Below are 14,533 nucleotides of genomic sequence, written 5' to 3' on the forward strand. Positions count from 1 at the left end.
GAATCTCCATGAAGCTGATCGAACTTGCCGTCCCGACCCTGGTGGTCAGGTCCGGCATGACCCTGCGCGAGGTATTTCGCGAGTGCGTGCGCTGCAACGTCGGCGGGCTGCCCTATGCCGATGCCGAGGGGCGGATCTGTGGCCGGGTGTCGCTGCGTCATATCGTCAAACACACCTGCATTCCCGACTTCCTGGTCGGCGCTGCGGACTATCTGGGCGACAACATCGATAACGTCGACCTGCCCGAGGCGCGGCGTCGCGCCATCCTCGCCGAGGAGGCGAGCGGCTACGTGCTCGAGAGCCGGGCGACGATCAGCGCCGGCTCGCCGCTGATCAAGGGGCTGGCGATCATGGAGCGCTACAACAGCTCCTATCTGTTCCTGGTCGACGCCGGCGAGTACCGCGGCGTGGTGACACGGATGGCGGTCGTCGGCTGCATGCTGGCCAGAGACGAGGAGGGCGCGTGAACGAGCTTGCGATGGCACCCCAGTTCAGCGGCCAGATGGCGGCCGCGGGGCTGACCATGATCGCCGCCTATGTGTTGATCTTCGGCGAGGTGATCCACCGTACCAGCGCGGCGCTCATCGGCGCGGTGGTGATGATCGGGGTGGGGATGATCGGCGGCTTCTACGGCCAGGCCGAGGCGGTGATGGCGATCGACGCCAACACCCTGTTCCTGCTCGCCGGGATGATGATGCTGGTGGTGCTGCTGCGGCCCACCGGCGGTTTCGACTATCTGGCCATCCGCATCGCCAAGTGGTCGCGCGGCAACCCCCGGCTGCTGCTGGTCTATCTGGCGCTGGCGGTGAGCCTGATCAGCATGTTCCTCGACAATGTCACCACGGTGTTGATCTTCGCGCCGTTGACGGTGCTGATCACCCGCATCCTCTCGCTCAATCCGCTGCCCTTCCTGATGGCCGAGGCGATGCTCTCGAACATCGGCGGTGCGGCGACCCTGGTCGGCGACCCGCCCAATATCATGATCGGCAGCGCCGGCGGCATCGAGTTCACCCGCTTCCTGGTGCACATGGCGCCGCTGGTCGTCGTCTCCTGGGCGGTCACGGTGGTGCTGATCCTGTTGCTGTTTCGGCGCGAGCTGGCGCCGAGCGGCCCGGGGGCGCAGATCGATCTCGACGAGCGGCGCGCGATCAAGCATCCGCTGCGGCTGCGGCGCGGGCTGATCGCGTTGGGGGTGGCGATCGCGCTGTTCTTCGTCCATCACCGGCTGCACCTGTTCCCGGCCTATGTCGCCTTCATCGCGGTGGCGCTGGCACTGGTGCTGCTGCGCCCCGACCCGGAATCGCTGTTCGGCAAGCTCGAGTGGTCGGTGCTGGTGTTCTTCGCCGGGTTGTTCGTGATCGTCGGCGGGGTCGAGGCCTCGGGGCTGCTCGACTGGGTCGGCTTCCGGCTGGCGCGGCTGGCGCAGGACCCGCAGACGCTGCTGCTCACCTGTCTGGCGCTGATGTGGGTGGCGGCGCTGCTCAGCGCGGTGGTCGACAACATCCCCTTCACCGTCACCATGATCCCGATCGTGCTCGGGCTCGAGCAGCAGGGGGTGAACATCACCCCGCTGTGGTGGGCGCTGGCGATCGGCGTCGGGCTCGGTGGCAACGGCTCGCACATCGGCGCCACCGCCAACGTCATCTGCGTGGCCGAGTCCGAGCGCAGCGGTATCCCCGAGGCGCGCATCACCCCGCTCGGTTGGCTGCGCGTGGGCATCCCGGTGATGCTCACCGGGCTGGTGGTGGCGAGCGCGGTGTTCGTGCTGCTGTTCGACTTCTATCGCGGCTGAGCGCGGCCTCGGCACAGCGCCGAGGCACGCACCAGCGCCTGAGCCTGTTCACGGCAGGCCGTGGCGCTGGTGTGTTCGAGTCCGTCGAGCCAGCGTCGCGGGATGGCCTCGGGACCGTGCAGCGCGCCGACGATCATGCCGAGGATGGCGCCGGTGGTGTCGGCATCGCCGCCACGGTTGACCACGTCGATCAGCGCCGCCTCGAGGCCGTCGGTGGCGAACAACGCCTGCAGCACCGCGCGCATCGTCTCGACGATATAGCCGCTCGGGTTCTCGACCCGGCCGCGATCGAAGGCGAAGCACGGCTCCTCGGCGATCAGTGCCTCGGCCAGCTCGCGCAGGTGCTCGCGGGTAGCGCCGAGGATGGCGCTCTGCACCATGCGCACCACGGTCAGGGTGGCGGCGTCCGAGAGCGGGTTGTGATGGGTGACATGGGCCTGGGTGCGGCATGCCGCGGCGACGGCCTCGGCCTCGGCGCCGAGGGTGAAGAGCGCGATCGGCAGGGTGCGCATGCAGGCGCCGTTGCCGGCGTCGTAGGTGTTCTCCGGGACCTCGGTGGCGCCGGTACGGCGATAGCGCGAGATGCCCCGGCGCACGGTATGGCCGATGTCGACCGGCTTGGTGCGCATCCATGCGCTGAAGGCCTCGGCGATGGGCGCGGCCTCGACGCGGCCATGGTCGAGCAGTGCCTGGCCGAGTGCCAGCGACATCGCGGTGTCGTCGGTGACCTGACCGCGACGCAGCCTGAGCCAGCCGCCGCCGACCAGGTCGCGGTGGACGCCGTGACGGGTGCGGATCTCGGTCGGGGTCATGAACTCCACGGTGGCGCCGAGGGCGTCGCCGATGGCCAGTCCCAGATAGGCACCGCTGGCGCGGGCGTGGATGGTATTGGCGGTGGTCTCGCCGGCGGCGAGCTCAGTCCTCAGGTCCAAAACAAACATGGTAGTCGGCGCACTCCTCGCATGATGGTGCCCGGCACAGATAGACGCCCTCGCGTTCGCACAGTTGCTTGTAGAGAAAGCGTTTCCACTTCATGTCGCCGGTGTTGGCCATGGCCAGGCGCGGGAAGTTGCGACGCATCAGCGCGGTCAGCGCGCGGCGGTTCCACAGTCCGAGGTCCTGCCACAGATGATCGGTCGCCAGGCAGCCGGCGGCAACCACCTCGGCCATCCACAGCTCCGAGTGGGTGTGCCCGGCGCGCTGGCCGCCGAGCAATGCGACCAGCTCCGCGCGCTCGTCCTCACGCGCGGGGTTGGGTGCCACCCCTTCGAGGTTGGAGAGCACCTCGGGCGAGACCCCGGGGAAGTGATAGCCCATCAGCGCATTGAACGCCTCGGGCGCGAGCCCGAGCCAGGGGGGCAGGGCGCCGAGACCGCTGGCGCGGCTGGCGATCATGCAGGCGAAGGCGTGGTCGTTGCCCGCGCCGATCGCCCGGGTCATCAACCGGACGAAGATCCGCTGGATCTCGCGGGTGCGTTCGGGGCAGGGCGTGGCCATGGTCTCGCCTCCATCGGTCTCCTGGTGATGGTGCCGGGTCCGCGGGCGTCCCTGTTGCCGGACCCGGTGATCGGGTCAGCGGGCCTGGATGCGCGCGCGTGTCTGCTCGAGCAGGCGCGGCGGGATGCCGGTGAGCGAACCCGGTGGGTTGAGCGCTGCGCCGCTGGCGTCGACGATCGCGCCCTCGATCGGGCAGATGCTCGCGCACTGCGGGTCGGCGTACTCGCCCGCGCACTCGCTGCAGGCGGCTGGGTCGATGCGAAAGTGTGGGCTGGCGGGCTCGATCGCCGCGCTCGGACAGAGCGGCTCGCAGGCCCAGCAGTTGACGCATCCGCTGGTGATCTTCAGGGCCATCTCGGGGACCTCCGTGGCTAGGCGCTGAGGGTGGCGCGCTGGGGTTCGTCGATGCTCAGGGCGCCCCGCTCGGCGAGTTCGCGGTGGGCCGCGCGCAGCGCCTGCTCGATCGGCAGCATCGCCAGCTCGCCGTTGGGACGGATGCCTGCCGTCTCGAGCCGCTCCCAGGGGGCGAGCCCGATGCGCGAGCACAGCACCATGGCGCAGTCGGCGAGCGCGGCCAGTGCCGGGGCCAGGGCGTCGTCGTCCTCGTCGCAGTGCTCGGCGCCGTTGCAGTAGCGCGCGAGTGGGCGTTCGTCGAGCAGCCGTTCGCCCTGCTCGTCGACCTCGTAGACGAGGAAGCGATCGGCATGACCGAAGTGCTGATCGACCAGTCGACCGTCGCTGCTGGCTACCGCGATGCGTGCCGCGTGGGTGGCGGGGCGGGGGCGGGAGGCGCTCAGCGTGGACAGCGGCACCAGCGCCGGGGCGACGCCCCGGCGCCGCTGCTCGATCGCCTCGCGTACGGCGGTGCGTCGTGCCAGCGCGGCGGCGTCGTCGATCTCCAGGGTGGCGATGCGCTCGAGCGTGAACTCGGCGCTGCGGTCCTCACCGAGCATGCCGACGGCGTCGGCGCGACACTGCTTGCAGTGACGCATGATCGCCATGTCGCCGGCGCACTCGGTCTGCAGCGCGCGCAGTTCGCTGGCGCGCGGCGCGCGCTGGCCCATCAGGCCGTAGAAGGTGCCGTGCTCGGGCTCGGCGATCAGCGGCATCAGGTTGTGGAGGAAGGCCCCCTTGGCCTTGACCGCGCGGCTGACCTCGGTGAGGTGCTGGTCGTTGACCCCGGGGATCAGTACCGAGTTGACCTTGACCAGCATGCCGCGCTCGACCAGCCGCTCGAGCCCGAGCTGCTGCTGCTCGATGAGGATCTCGGCGCCCTTGCGACCGCGCACGCGGCGGTTGTTCCAGAACACCCAGGGGTAGATCTCGGCGCCGATGTCGGGGTCGAGACAGTTGATGGTGATGGTGACGTGCTCGATGTTGTAGCGACACAGGGTGTCGACCGCCTCGGGCAGCGCCAGGCCGTTGGTCGAGACGCACAGCCTGAGGTCCGGGGTGCGCTCGGCGATCAGTCGGAAGGTCGCGAAGGTGCGCTCGGGGTTGGCCAGCGGATCGCCCGGACCGGCGATGCCGACCACCGAGAGCTGGGGGATGTGGGCGGCCACCGCCGCCACCTTGTCCGCCGCCTGCTGCGGTTCGAGCAGCTCGGAGACCACGCCGGGACGTGACTCGTTGGCACAGTCGTACTTGCGGTTGCAGTAGTGGCACTGGATGTTGCAGGCCGGCGCCACCGCCACGTGCATCCGCGCGTAGTGCTGATGGGCGTCCTCCGAGAAACAGGGATGGTTGCGCACCCGCTCGCGGGTCGCGGCGGGGAGCCGGTCGAGCGCGCTCCCGCCACCGCAGCCCCCCGCAGCGCAACCCGAGGTGGGGGTCTTTCGATCGTGACCCGCTTGCTTCGACTCCATCGTCTGGCCTCCACGACTGACGGGGCGTCGGGCCCCGCGGATTCAATGGTTCTGTCGTGCATGAGCAAGCAGCGTGCCTGACTGGGAGGGTCCCGCTAACCGTCTGTTTTTTGGTCTGTCGAATGGTTGGACCGGTGACCCTTGTGGGGATCGCAACAGGCCGTGTCGGCGGGCTTTGTGACAATCGGTACAGTGCGCGGTGGTGTTTCCCGGCGCCGCCAGGCGGTCAGTCACGCAGGTCGGGGGTGTTGCCGAGGCCGCGATAGATCTCCGGGCGGGCGCCGCTCGCGGGCGTCATGTTCACGCCCTCGAACAGATCGGCGTTGCCGTCGGCCCGCGCCCGGTAGGTCTCGAGGCTGCCGACGCGGCTGGCGTGCCCCGCCATTCGCTCGAGATGGGCTTGGTCGGACATCCGGTCCGCGCGCTGGTGGAAGCACAGGGTGGCGACGATGATGACGGGGCCGACAGGTTTTTTTTCGTCGCCCCTGCTGGGCCCTGGCCCGTACGGTGTATACTTATGGATTCCCAACCCTGGCACGCCTGGTGATCACCCGTTCCATCGTCGAGCCGCTGACCGACAGCTTTGCCGGTTGCGCGCGTCCGGGTGCCTGTCGACCAACTCCTTGGTCGCGACCACGGGTCAAGAAGACCATCCCGCGCGTCCATATTCGACGAGATCGGACCCGTTCGGGCGCATCCCTCGCCGTGATGCCCCTGGCGCGGGCCGTGTGGAGTCCGCCCCATAATCCCCGGGCCCAGTGAACACCCAAAGAGGCGCGCGACGCCTCGTCAACGAGTGATAAGGCATTGTCAAGCAACCAAATCGAGAAACTCCGCAATATCGCCATCATCGCCCACGTCGACCACGGCAAGACCACCCTGGTCGATCAGCTGCTGCAGCAGTCGGGCACGCTCGGCGAGCGCTTCGGGCCGGTGGAGCGGGTGATGGACTCCAACGCGCTGGAGAAGGAGCGCGGCATCACCATCCTCTCCAAGAACACCGCGATCCGCTGGAACGACTATCGCATCAACATCGTCGACACCCCCGGGCACGCCGACTTCGGCGGCGAGGTCGAGCGTGTGCTGTCGATGGTCGACTCGGTGCTGCTGCTCGTCGATGCCCGCGAGGGACCGATGCCGCAGACCCGCTTCGTCACCAGCAAGGCCTTCGCCCACGGTCTGCGTCCGATCGTGGTGGTCAACAAGATCGATCGTCCGGGCGCGCGTCCGGACTGGGTCATCGACCAGGTCTTCGATCTCTTCGACCGTCTCGGCGCAACCGATGAGCAGCTCGATTTCCCCATCGTCTATGCCTCGGCGCTCAATGGCTATGCCGGACTCGAGGACGATGTGCGCGACGGCGACATGAGCCCGCTGTTCCAGGCCATCGTCGAGCACTGCCCGGCCCCCGAGGTCAAGCCCGAGGCGCCCTTCCAGATGCAGGTCTCGACCCTCGACTACAACGCCTTCGTCGGCGCCATTGCGGTCGGGCGCATTCGCCAGGGCAGCGTGCGCCCCAATCAGCAGGTGACCGTGGTCAAGCGCGACGGCACCCGGCAGAAGGTCAAGATCGGTCTGGTCTACGGCTATCTCGGGCTCGACCGTCACGAGGTCGACTCGGCCAGCGCCGGCGACATCGTCGCGCTCACCGGGATCGAGGCGCCGAACGTCTCCGATACCCTCTGCGACCCCGATCATGTCGAGCCGATGACGCCGCTGACCGTCGACGAGCCGACCGTGACCATGACCTTCCAGGTCAACACCTCGCCCTTCGCCGGGCGCGAGGGCAAGTACCTGACCTCGCGCCAGCTCAAGGACCGGCTCCAGCGCGAGCTGATCCACAATGTCGCGCTGCGTGTCGAGGAAGGCAACGATCCGGAGAAGTTCCGCGTCTCCGGGCGTGGCGAGCTGCACCTCTCGATCCTGCTCGAGAACATGCGTCGCGAGGGCTACGAGCTGGCCGTCTCGCGCCCCGAGGTCATCTTCCGCGAGATCGACGGCGAGATCTGTGAGCCCTACGAGCAGCTCACCGTCGACGTCGACGAGGAGTGCCAGGGTGCGATCATGCAGGCGCTCGGCGAGCGTCGTGCCGAACTCAAGGACATGGTGCCGGACGGCAAGGGGCGGGTGCGGCTCGACTACGAGATCCCCTCGCGCGGCCTGATCGGTTTCCAGACCGAGTTCATGTCGCTGACCTCGGGCACCGGCCTCAAGTATCACGTCTTCGAGCGCTACCGTCCGGCCACCACCGGCGGCATCGCCGAGCGGCGCAACGGCGCCCTGATCTCCAACGCCACCGGCAAGGCGCTCGGCTACGCGCTGTTCAACCTCCAGGAGCGGGGTCGGATGCTGGTCTCGCCGGGCGACGAGATCTACGAGGGCCAGGTGGTCGGCATCCACTCGCGCGACAACGACCTCACCGTCAACCCGCTCAAGGCCAAGCAGCTGACCAACATCCGCGCCGCCGGTTCGGACGAGAACATCCTGCTGACCCCGCCGGTGAAGTTCACCCTGGAGCAGGCGCTGGAGTTCATCGAGGACGATGAGCTGGTCGAGATCACCCCCAACGCCATCCGCGTGCGCAAGCGTCACCTCACCGAGCAGGACCGCAAGCGCGCCAGCCGCGGTCTCTGATCGGTTCGGGCGCGGGGCGGCTGGCGCGGGCTCAGTCCCGTGGCAACACGATGTTGACCAGCCGCCAGCGCAGTCCGTCGCGCTCGAGCACACAGCGGAGTTCACGCCCGTCCTCGGTCGGCACCCAGACCGAAAAGGTGTCGAGGTCGTCATAGACATAGCGCGCGTCGGCGAAGGGTCGGCGCTCGCCGCCGCCGTCGTCGGGCGCGTCCGCCTCTCCGGCCGGGACCGACGGCAGCTCCGCGCCCGGCTCCGGGGTCTCGCCGGCCATGATCCTGGCCAGCCCCGCCGGGGTGACGAAGGTGTCCACCACCTTGTCGATCAGTTGCGTGGCCAGGCCCACCAGCGCCAGCGCGAGCGGGTTGGACGTCTCGCCGTCGTCCTGGGCCTCTTCGAGCAGACGGACGTTGAGCTGGTCCTTGAGCCCGGCGCGCAGCCGTGGGAAGTCGACGTGCTGTTCGAGCATGACCGGGTCGCGCTCGACGAGACCGGTGCGGATCTGCGCCACGGTCAGGTAAGGGCCGGCGGCGACATAGCCGAGCCCGAGCAGCAGGGCGACGGCAAGTAGCAGGGGGAGGAGCTTCATCACGGACGTCCTTGGTGTACGGCGGTCTGCCGCGCCCCAAGGCTAGCATGGCGTCCGTCGGCGCGGCGGGTGCGTGATCGACGGTGGTTGCGTACCATCGGGGAGTCCTGGCCTCGTGTCGAGTCCACCGCAACCCCGAGCGACCCATGCAGAGCACAGCGCAATTCCTCCACCCCATCACCGACCCCTTCGCTGTCCACCGGTTGGACGTGGGCGACGGGCACCAGCTCTATGTCGAGGAGTGCGGGCGGCGCGACGGTGTGCCCGCCGTTTTCCTCCACGGCGGTCCCGGTGCCGGTTGCGAGCCGGCACACCGCGGTTTCTTCGACCCCGGGCGCTATCGCGCGGTGCTGTTCGACCAGCGGGGTTGCGGACGTTCGCGCCCGCACGCCGAACTCGGCGCCAACACCACCTGGGATCTGGTCGAGGACATCGAGCGGATCCGCGAGCACCTCGGCATCGAGCGCTGGCTGGTGTTCGGCGGCTCCTGGGGCTCGACCCTGGCGCTGGCCTATGCCGAGACCCATCCCGAGCGGGTCGCGGCGCTGGTGGTGCGCGGCATCTTTCTCTGTCGCGACGCCGAGATCGAGTGGTTCTACCAGGAGGGCGCGAACTGGGTCTTTCCCGATCATTGGGCAGGCTTCCTCGACCCCATCCCCGAGACCGAGCGTGGTGATCTGCTGCATGCCTATCACCGTCGTCTCACCGGCGAGGACGAGGTCGCGCGCATGGCTGCGGCCAAGGCCTGGTCGATCTGGGAGGGCCGCTGCTCGACCCTGCATCCCAATCGCACCGTCAGCGATCACTTCGCCGATCCGCATCTGGCGCTGAGTCTGGCGCGGATCGAGTGTCACTACTTCGTCAATCACGCCTTTCTCGCCCCCGAACAGTTGTTGCGCGACGCCGGACGGCTGGCCGGGATCCCCGGGGTGATCGTGCAGGGGCGCTACGATCTCATCTGTCCGATGCGCTCGGCCTGGGAGTTGCATCAGGCCTGGCCCGGGGCGCGCTTCGAGGTGGTGCCCGATGCCGGTCACTCGGCCTTCGAGCCGGGGATCCAGCGCGCCCTGGTGGCCGCCACCGATCGCTTCGCCGTCGAACTCGGCGGGGGGGCGGCGTGATCGGGTTGCTGCAACGGGTGAGCCGGGCGCGGGTGACGGTCGGCGACGAGGTGGTCGGCGCCATCGATCGCGGTCTGCTGGTGCTGGTCGGGGTACAGCGTGGCGACACCGAGGCGCGTGCCGAGCGGTTGCTCGAACGTCTGCTCGGCTATCGCGTCTTTCCCGACGCCGAGGAGCGGATGAACCTCAGCCTGCGCGACATCGACGGCGGATTGCTGCTGGTGCCCCAGTTCACCCTCGCCGCCGACACCCGCAAGGGTACCCGCCCCGGCTTCAGCAGCGCCGCGCCCCCTGAGGAGGGCCGACGCCTGTTCGAGCTGCTGCTCGAGCGCGCCCGCGCCGCGCACCCCGCCGTGCAGTGCGGGCGCTTCGGCGCCGACATGCAGGTCGAGTTGGTCAACGACGGCCCGGTGACCTTCTGGCTGGAGACATGAGGCGGGTGGTTTTCCAGCCGCCAGCCGCCAGCCGCCAGCCGCCGCCAGGATTGGACCGCAAAGCCGCGAAGCACGCAAAGTGAGTTCACGCAAAGTGAGTTGATGTGTGATGTCGGCGTGAGGCCACAGGCGGTCCGCACCCACTGGCGACTGATCGCTGGCGGCTTATTCCCCTTTGCGCCCTTCGCGCCTTCGCGGTTCAATCGTCTGGTCGCTGGTCGCTGGTCGCTGGTCGCTGGTCGCTGGTCGCTGGTCGCTGGTCGCTGGTCGCTGGTCGCTGGTCGCTGGTCGCTGGTAGGAGCCACGAACCCGGCGCAGGCTGTTATCCTAGTGAATTGATCCGTATACCAGGCGTCACCGAGCGATCATCCCATGTCTGCTGAGACCACACACCGCCGCGCGCAGGTCGCGCGCGATACCCTGGAGACCCAGATCCGCGTCACGCTCGATCTCGACGGGACTGGCCAGGGCAGTTTCCGCACCGGCGTCCCCTTCCTCGAGCACATGCTCGACCAGATCGCGCGTCACGGTCTGATCGACCTGCAGGTCGAGGCCGAGGGCGATCTCCATATCGACGCGCATCACACCGTCGAGGACATCGGCATCACCTTCGGTCAGGCGCTGGCCCAGGCGCTCGGCGACAAGCGCGGCATCCGCCGCTACGGTCATGCCTATGTGCCGCTCGACGAGGCGCTGTCGCGGGTGGTGGTGGACCTCTCGGGACGCCCCGGGCTGACCTATGCCGTGCCCTTCACCCGCGCCCAGGTCGGCGCCTTCGAGGTCGATCTGTTCCAGGAGTTCTTCCAGGGGCTGGTCAACCATGCCGCGCTGACCCTGCACATCGACAATCTGCGCGGCATCAACGCCCACCACCAGGCCGAGACCGTGTTCAAGGCCTTCGGGCGGGCGCTGCGCATGGCCGTCGAGCCCGATCCGCGGATGGCCGGGATCACGCCCTCGACCAAGGGTGCGCTGTGAGCGCGCTCGCGCCCCGATCACCGTTTTCCGAACCCCAGCAAGAGACCCAATCCCCGTGTTGCTGATCCCCGCAATCGATCTCAAGGACGGCCGCTGCGTGCGGCTGCGTCAAGGCCGGATGGACGACGAGACCGTGTTCTCCGACGACCCGGTCGAGGTCGCCGCCCGCTGGGTGGAGGCCGGCACCCGTCGCCTGCATCTGGTCGACCTCAATGGCGCCTTCGCCGGCGAGCCGGTCAACGGCGAGGCGATCCGCGCGATCGCCGCGCGCTACCCCGAGCTGTCGATCCAGGTCGGCGGCGGTATCCGCGACGAGCGCACCATCGCCGCCTATCTCGACGCCGGGGTGAGCTACTGCATCATCGGCACCCAGGCGGTGAAGGAGCCCGAGTTCGTCGCTCGCGCCTGTCGCGCCTTCCCCGGGCACGTCATGGTCGGGCTCGATGCCAAGGACGGTCAGGTGGCGATCAACGGCTGGGCCGAGGTCACCGAGCACCGTGTCGAGGACCTGGCGCGACGCTTCGAGGACGATGGCGTCTCGGCGATCGTCTACACCGACATCGGTCGCGACGGCATGCTCAGCGGTCCCAACGTCGAGGCCACCCGCGCCCTGGCCGAGGCGATCCGTATCCCGGTGATCGCCTCCGGCGGTATCACCACCCTCGATGACGTACGGGTGCTGGCCGAGGCCGCCGCCAGCGGCATCAGCGGCGCGATCACCGGGCGGGCCATCTACGAGGGCACGCTCGACTTCGCCGCCGGTCAGCAGCTGGCCGACGCGCTGGAGGCGCAGCGGGCATGAGCGAATCAGCGACGCGCGCCGACGACTGGCTCGATGCCGTCGCCTGGGACGCCAAGGGTCTGGTGGCGGCGATCGCCCAGGAGCGCGGTACCGGCAAGGTGTTGATGATGGCGTGGATGAACCGCGAGGCGCTGCGCCTGACCCGCGAGAGCGGGCATGCGGTCTACTGGTCGCGCTCGCGCGAGCGGCTGTGGCACAAGGGCGAGTCCTCGGGCCATCAGCAGGTGGTGCACGACATCCGTCTCGACTGCGACGGCGACGTGGTGCTGCTCGAGGTCGAGCAGCGCGGCGGCATCGCCTGTCACACCGGGCGCCACAGCTGTTTCTATCGCGCGCTCGACGAGGACGGCGGCTGGCGCGCGGTCGAGCCGGTGCTCAAGGACCCGGACGCCATCTATTCCAAGGGTTGATCCCCACACTTGCAGAGGGTTTTTCACGCTCCATGAACGATGTACTCGATCGCCTGTCCGAGGTCCTCGAGGCGCGCAAGGCCGCCGACCCCGACAGTTCCTATGTCGCCAAGCTCCACGCCAAGGGGCTCGACGCCATCCTCAAGAAGGTCGGCGAGGAGGCCACCGAGACGGTGATGGCGGCCAAGGACGGGGTGCCCGAGAAGGTCGTCTACGAGGTCGCCGATCTGTGGTTCCACACCCTGGTGCTGCTCTCGCACCAGGGGCTGGGTCCGAACCAGGTGCTCGCCGAGCTCGAGCGCCGCTTCGGTCTCTCGGGACTCGAGGAGAAGGCCGCACGCAAGGGCTGAGCCGCTGCGCCGGGGGCTGCCGGGGCCGCGACGATTGCGGTATGATTGCGCGTTGCCGGCGACCCTGGGTGTCCCGAGCGCGCGCTCGGCGCGGCCTGTCCGGCAGTCACCGGCCCCGTTCTTTCCGGGGGGCGGTAAAGGCGGCGGTCGAACGACGCCCCCGCACACGCGTCGCACCCGGGGCACGAATTCCCGATGCGCGCCGACCACCCGCTGGTCGGGCGCGTTTCCACTGAGGCTAGAGTCGACCGCCGCACAGGGGTGGTCCGGAGGAAAAGATGGGCGCAGGCGGTATCAGTATCTGGCAGCTTCTGATCATCCTGGTGATCGTGCTGCTGCTGTTCGGCACCAAACGGCTGAAGAACCTCGGCTCCGATCTCGGCACCGCGATCAAGGGCTTCCGCAGCGCGATGTCCGATGCCGACAAGGAGCAGGAGCGCAAGGACGCAGCGCCCGAGCAGCTGAGCGAGGCCGAGCGCACCGACGCCAAGGCCGCCAACGCCTCGGCAGAGAGCCACAAGCGTCAGCCCTGAGCTGAGCGCCGGATCGGGGAGACCAGATGGTCGACTGGGGATTCTGGGAGTTCATCCTGATCGCGGTGGTCGCGCTGGTCGTGATCGGCCCGGAGCGATTGCCGCGGGTGGCGCGCATGGCCGGGATGTGGGTGGGCAAGGCCCGCCGCACCCTGGCCTCGGTCAAGCACGAGATCGACCGCGAACTCCATACCGAGGAGCTCAATCGCGTGCTCGACGAGCAGCGCCACTCGCGTCCGCTCGAGACCATTCTCGAGGAGTCCGAGCGTCCAGCCGCAGCCTCCGACACCCGGGACGGCGCCGAGCGGACCCCGCCGCGCGGCTAGTCCCCGTCATCCACCCCTGATCCGACGCCATCCGGGGCCCCGGCCCCTCTCGTCCGGATAGAGTCCAGTCATGTCACCTGCGATGCAACCCGATGATCCGGGCGCCGAACAGCCCTTCGTCTCCCACCTGATCGAGCTGCGCGATCGCCTGATCCGGATGGTGATCGCCATCCTGGTGGTGTTCCTGGCGCTGTTCCCCTTCGCCAACGAGCTCTACGTCTATATCGCCGCGCCGCTGATGGCGCAGCTGCCCGACGGCAACACCATGATCGCCACCCAGGTGGCCGCGCCCTTCCTCACGCCCTTCAAGTTGGCGCTGGTGGCGGCGGTGTTCCTGTCGATGCCCTTCCTGTTCTATCAGCTGTGGGCCTTCGTCGCCCCCGGGCTCTATCAGCACGAGCGGCGCCTGGCGGTGCCGCTGCTGCTCTCCAGCGTGCTGCTGTTCTATCTCGGCATGCTGTTCGCCTACTACGTGGTGTTCCCGCTGGTGTTCGCCTTCCTCGCCGGCTCGACGCCCGAGGGCGTGGCGATGATGACCGACATCTCGGCCTATCTCGACTTCGTGCTGACCCTGTTCTTCGCCTTCGGTCTGGCCTTCGAGATCCCGATCGCCACCATCCTGCTGGTGGCGCTGCGCCTGACCACGCCGGCTGCGCTCGCCGCCAAGCGTCCCTATGTGATCGTCGGTGTGTTCATCGTCGGCATGTTTCTCACCCCGCCGGACGTGATCTCCCAGACCCTGCTGGCGATCCCGATGTGGTTGCTGTTCGAGCTCGGTATCCTGTTCGCCCGGATCCTGCTCAAGGGCCGGCTCGACGAGGATGAGGACGACGACGGCACCGATCCCGACGGCCCCGGCGGCTCGCCGGCGCCCGGCAGCGATCCGCGCCCGGGGACCTCGGTCGGCGGCGAGCTCGATCCGGCGCTCGACGAGGCGTCGCGCTGGCAGCCGCTGAGCGAGACCGAGATGGAGGCCGAACTCGACCGTATCGACGCCGAGGAGGCCGCGCGCGAGATGCCGGCCTCCGCGCCGGTGAGCGGCGGGATCAACTCGGTCGAGGAGAAGCTCAAGCGCGCCAACCGGCTGCGGGAACTCGACAGCCTGATTGCTGCCAGACACGTTTTGTACGAGGTGCTCGAGGAAGGGGACGAGGATGCGCGTCGCGTGGCTCGCAATATCCTCGCCCAACTCGACGACTGAGCCG

General features: G+C 68.6%; 18 protein-coding genes. 12 read left to right on the top strand and 6 right to left on the bottom strand.

The window, feature by feature from the left end; all coding sequences use genetic code 11:
- Window positions 1-8: 8 nt before the first annotated feature.
- Both ACAM26_RS03440 and ACAM26_RS03445 read left to right on the top strand, forming a co-directional pair.
- On the top strand, window positions 9-467 hold the full coding sequence (locus ACAM26_RS03440) for a CBS domain-containing protein (protein ID WP_123139143.1): 459 nt from the start codon (window positions 9-11) through the stop codon (window positions 465-467).
- Window positions 464-1,792, top strand: coding sequence for an SLC13 family permease (locus tag ACAM26_RS03445; protein ID WP_123139144.1), 1,329 nt, complete (start codon window positions 464-466; stop codon window positions 1,790-1,792). Before ACAM26_RS03440 ends, ACAM26_RS03445 begins: the two co-directional genes overlap by 4 nt.
- Here the strand turns inward: ACAM26_RS03445 and draG are convergent.
- The 5 genes from draG to ACAM26_RS03470 all read right to left on the bottom strand — a co-directional run bounded on the left by draG (window position 1,780) and on the right by ACAM26_RS03470 (window position 5,566).
- Entirely contained in the window at window positions 1,780-2,733 is a 954-nt protein-coding gene (gene draG, locus ACAM26_RS03450) for an ADP-ribosyl-[dinitrogen reductase] hydrolase (protein ID WP_123139145.1), read from the bottom strand. The genes ACAM26_RS03445 and draG overlap by 13 nt on opposite strands.
- On the bottom strand, window positions 2,708-3,289 hold the full coding sequence (locus ACAM26_RS03455) for a nitrogen fixation protein NifQ (RefSeq protein WP_369613120.1): 582 nt from the start codon (window positions 3,287-3,289) through the stop codon (window positions 2,708-2,710). Before ACAM26_RS03455 ends, draG begins: the two co-directional genes overlap by 26 nt.
- Before the next feature lie 75 nt (window positions 3,290-3,364).
- Window positions 3,365-3,643: a ferredoxin gene (locus ACAM26_RS03460; protein ID WP_123142160.1), complete on the bottom strand. Its 279-nt coding sequence runs from the start codon at window positions 3,641-3,643 to the stop codon at window positions 3,365-3,367.
- A 17-nt stretch (window positions 3,644-3,660) separates the two neighbouring features.
- Window positions 3,661-5,154 carry a nitrogenase cofactor biosynthesis protein NifB gene (nifB, locus tag ACAM26_RS03465; protein WP_369613121.1) on the bottom strand — a complete coding sequence of 498 codons (1,494 nt, stop codon included), beginning with the start codon at window positions 5,152-5,154 and terminating at the stop codon, window positions 3,661-3,663.
- Between the two features lie 226 nt (window positions 5,155-5,380).
- On the bottom strand, window positions 5,381-5,566 hold the full coding sequence (locus tag ACAM26_RS03470) for a hypothetical protein (RefSeq protein WP_148040250.1): 186 nt from the start codon (window positions 5,564-5,566) through the stop codon (window positions 5,381-5,383).
- 395 nt (window positions 5,567-5,961) lie between these two features.
- On the opposite strand from ACAM26_RS03470, the gene typA reads away from it, so the two are divergent.
- Entirely contained in the window at window positions 5,962-7,788 is a 1,827-nt protein-coding gene (typA, locus tag ACAM26_RS03475) for a translational GTPase TypA (RefSeq protein WP_190287858.1), read from the top strand.
- A gap of 31 nt (window positions 7,789-7,819) precedes the next feature.
- Here the strand turns inward: typA and ACAM26_RS03480 are convergent, their stop codons facing one another.
- Entirely contained in the window at window positions 7,820-8,374 is a 555-nt protein-coding gene (locus ACAM26_RS03480) for a DUF2939 domain-containing protein (protein WP_369613122.1), read from the bottom strand.
- Window positions 8,375-8,520: 146 nt separating this feature from the next.
- Here ACAM26_RS03480 and pip point away from each other — a divergent pair, with 146 nt between their 5' ends.
- The 9 genes from pip (at window position 8,521) to tatC (ending at window position 14,529) form a co-directional block, all read left to right on the top strand.
- On the top strand, window positions 8,521-9,495 hold the full coding sequence (pip, locus tag ACAM26_RS03485; RefSeq protein ID WP_369613123.1) for a prolyl aminopeptidase: 975 nt from the start codon (window positions 8,521-8,523) through the stop codon (window positions 9,493-9,495).
- Window positions 9,492-9,929, top strand: coding sequence for a D-aminoacyl-tRNA deacylase (gene dtd / locus ACAM26_RS03490; protein WP_005222128.1), 438 nt, complete (start codon window positions 9,492-9,494; stop codon window positions 9,927-9,929). The genes pip and dtd overlap by 4 nt, the downstream gene beginning before the upstream one ends.
- Window positions 9,930-10,301: 372 nt before the next feature.
- A complete protein-coding gene (hisB, locus tag ACAM26_RS03495; RefSeq protein ID WP_123139152.1) occupies window positions 10,302-10,907 on the top strand; it encodes an imidazoleglycerol-phosphate dehydratase HisB in 606 nt (201 codons plus the stop codon).
- Between the two features lie 55 nt (window positions 10,908-10,962).
- Complete coding sequence (hisA, locus tag ACAM26_RS03500) at window positions 10,963-11,709, top strand: 1-(5-phosphoribosyl)-5-[(5-phosphoribosylamino)methylideneamino]imidazole-4-carboxamide isomerase (RefSeq protein ID WP_005222124.1); 747 nt, start codon at window positions 10,963-10,965, stop codon at window positions 11,707-11,709.
- Window positions 11,706-12,119, top strand: coding sequence for a phosphoribosyl-AMP cyclohydrolase (gene hisI, locus ACAM26_RS03505; RefSeq protein WP_123139153.1), 414 nt, complete (start codon window positions 11,706-11,708; stop codon window positions 12,117-12,119). Before hisA ends, hisI begins: the two co-directional genes overlap by 4 nt.
- Window positions 12,120-12,151: 32 nt before the next feature.
- Window positions 12,152-12,469, top strand: coding sequence for a phosphoribosyl-ATP diphosphatase (locus ACAM26_RS03510; protein ID WP_005222120.1), 318 nt, complete (start codon window positions 12,152-12,154; stop codon window positions 12,467-12,469).
- Window positions 12,470-12,747: 278 nt separating this feature from the next.
- The gene (gene tatA / locus ACAM26_RS03515) at window positions 12,748-13,002 is read left to right on the top strand and encodes a twin-arginine translocase TatA/TatE family subunit (RefSeq protein ID WP_123139154.1); all 255 of its coding nucleotides are present in this window, start codon (window positions 12,748-12,750) and stop codon (window positions 13,000-13,002) included.
- Window positions 13,003-13,028: 26 nt separating this feature from the next.
- On the top strand, window positions 13,029-13,328 hold the full coding sequence (gene tatB, locus ACAM26_RS03520; protein WP_123139155.1) for a Sec-independent protein translocase protein TatB: 300 nt from the start codon (window positions 13,029-13,031) through the stop codon (window positions 13,326-13,328).
- A gap of 70 nt (window positions 13,329-13,398) precedes the next feature.
- Window positions 13,399-14,529, top strand: coding sequence for a twin-arginine translocase subunit TatC (tatC, locus tag ACAM26_RS03525; protein WP_190287859.1), 1,131 nt, complete (start codon window positions 13,399-13,401; stop codon window positions 14,527-14,529).
- Window positions 14,530-14,533 lie beyond the last annotated feature (4 nt).

It is taken from the genome of Marichromatium sp. PS1 (assembly GCF_041155115.1).
In the GTDB taxonomy this organism is placed as follows: domain Bacteria; phylum Pseudomonadota; class Gammaproteobacteria; order Chromatiales; family Chromatiaceae; genus Marichromatium; species Marichromatium gracile.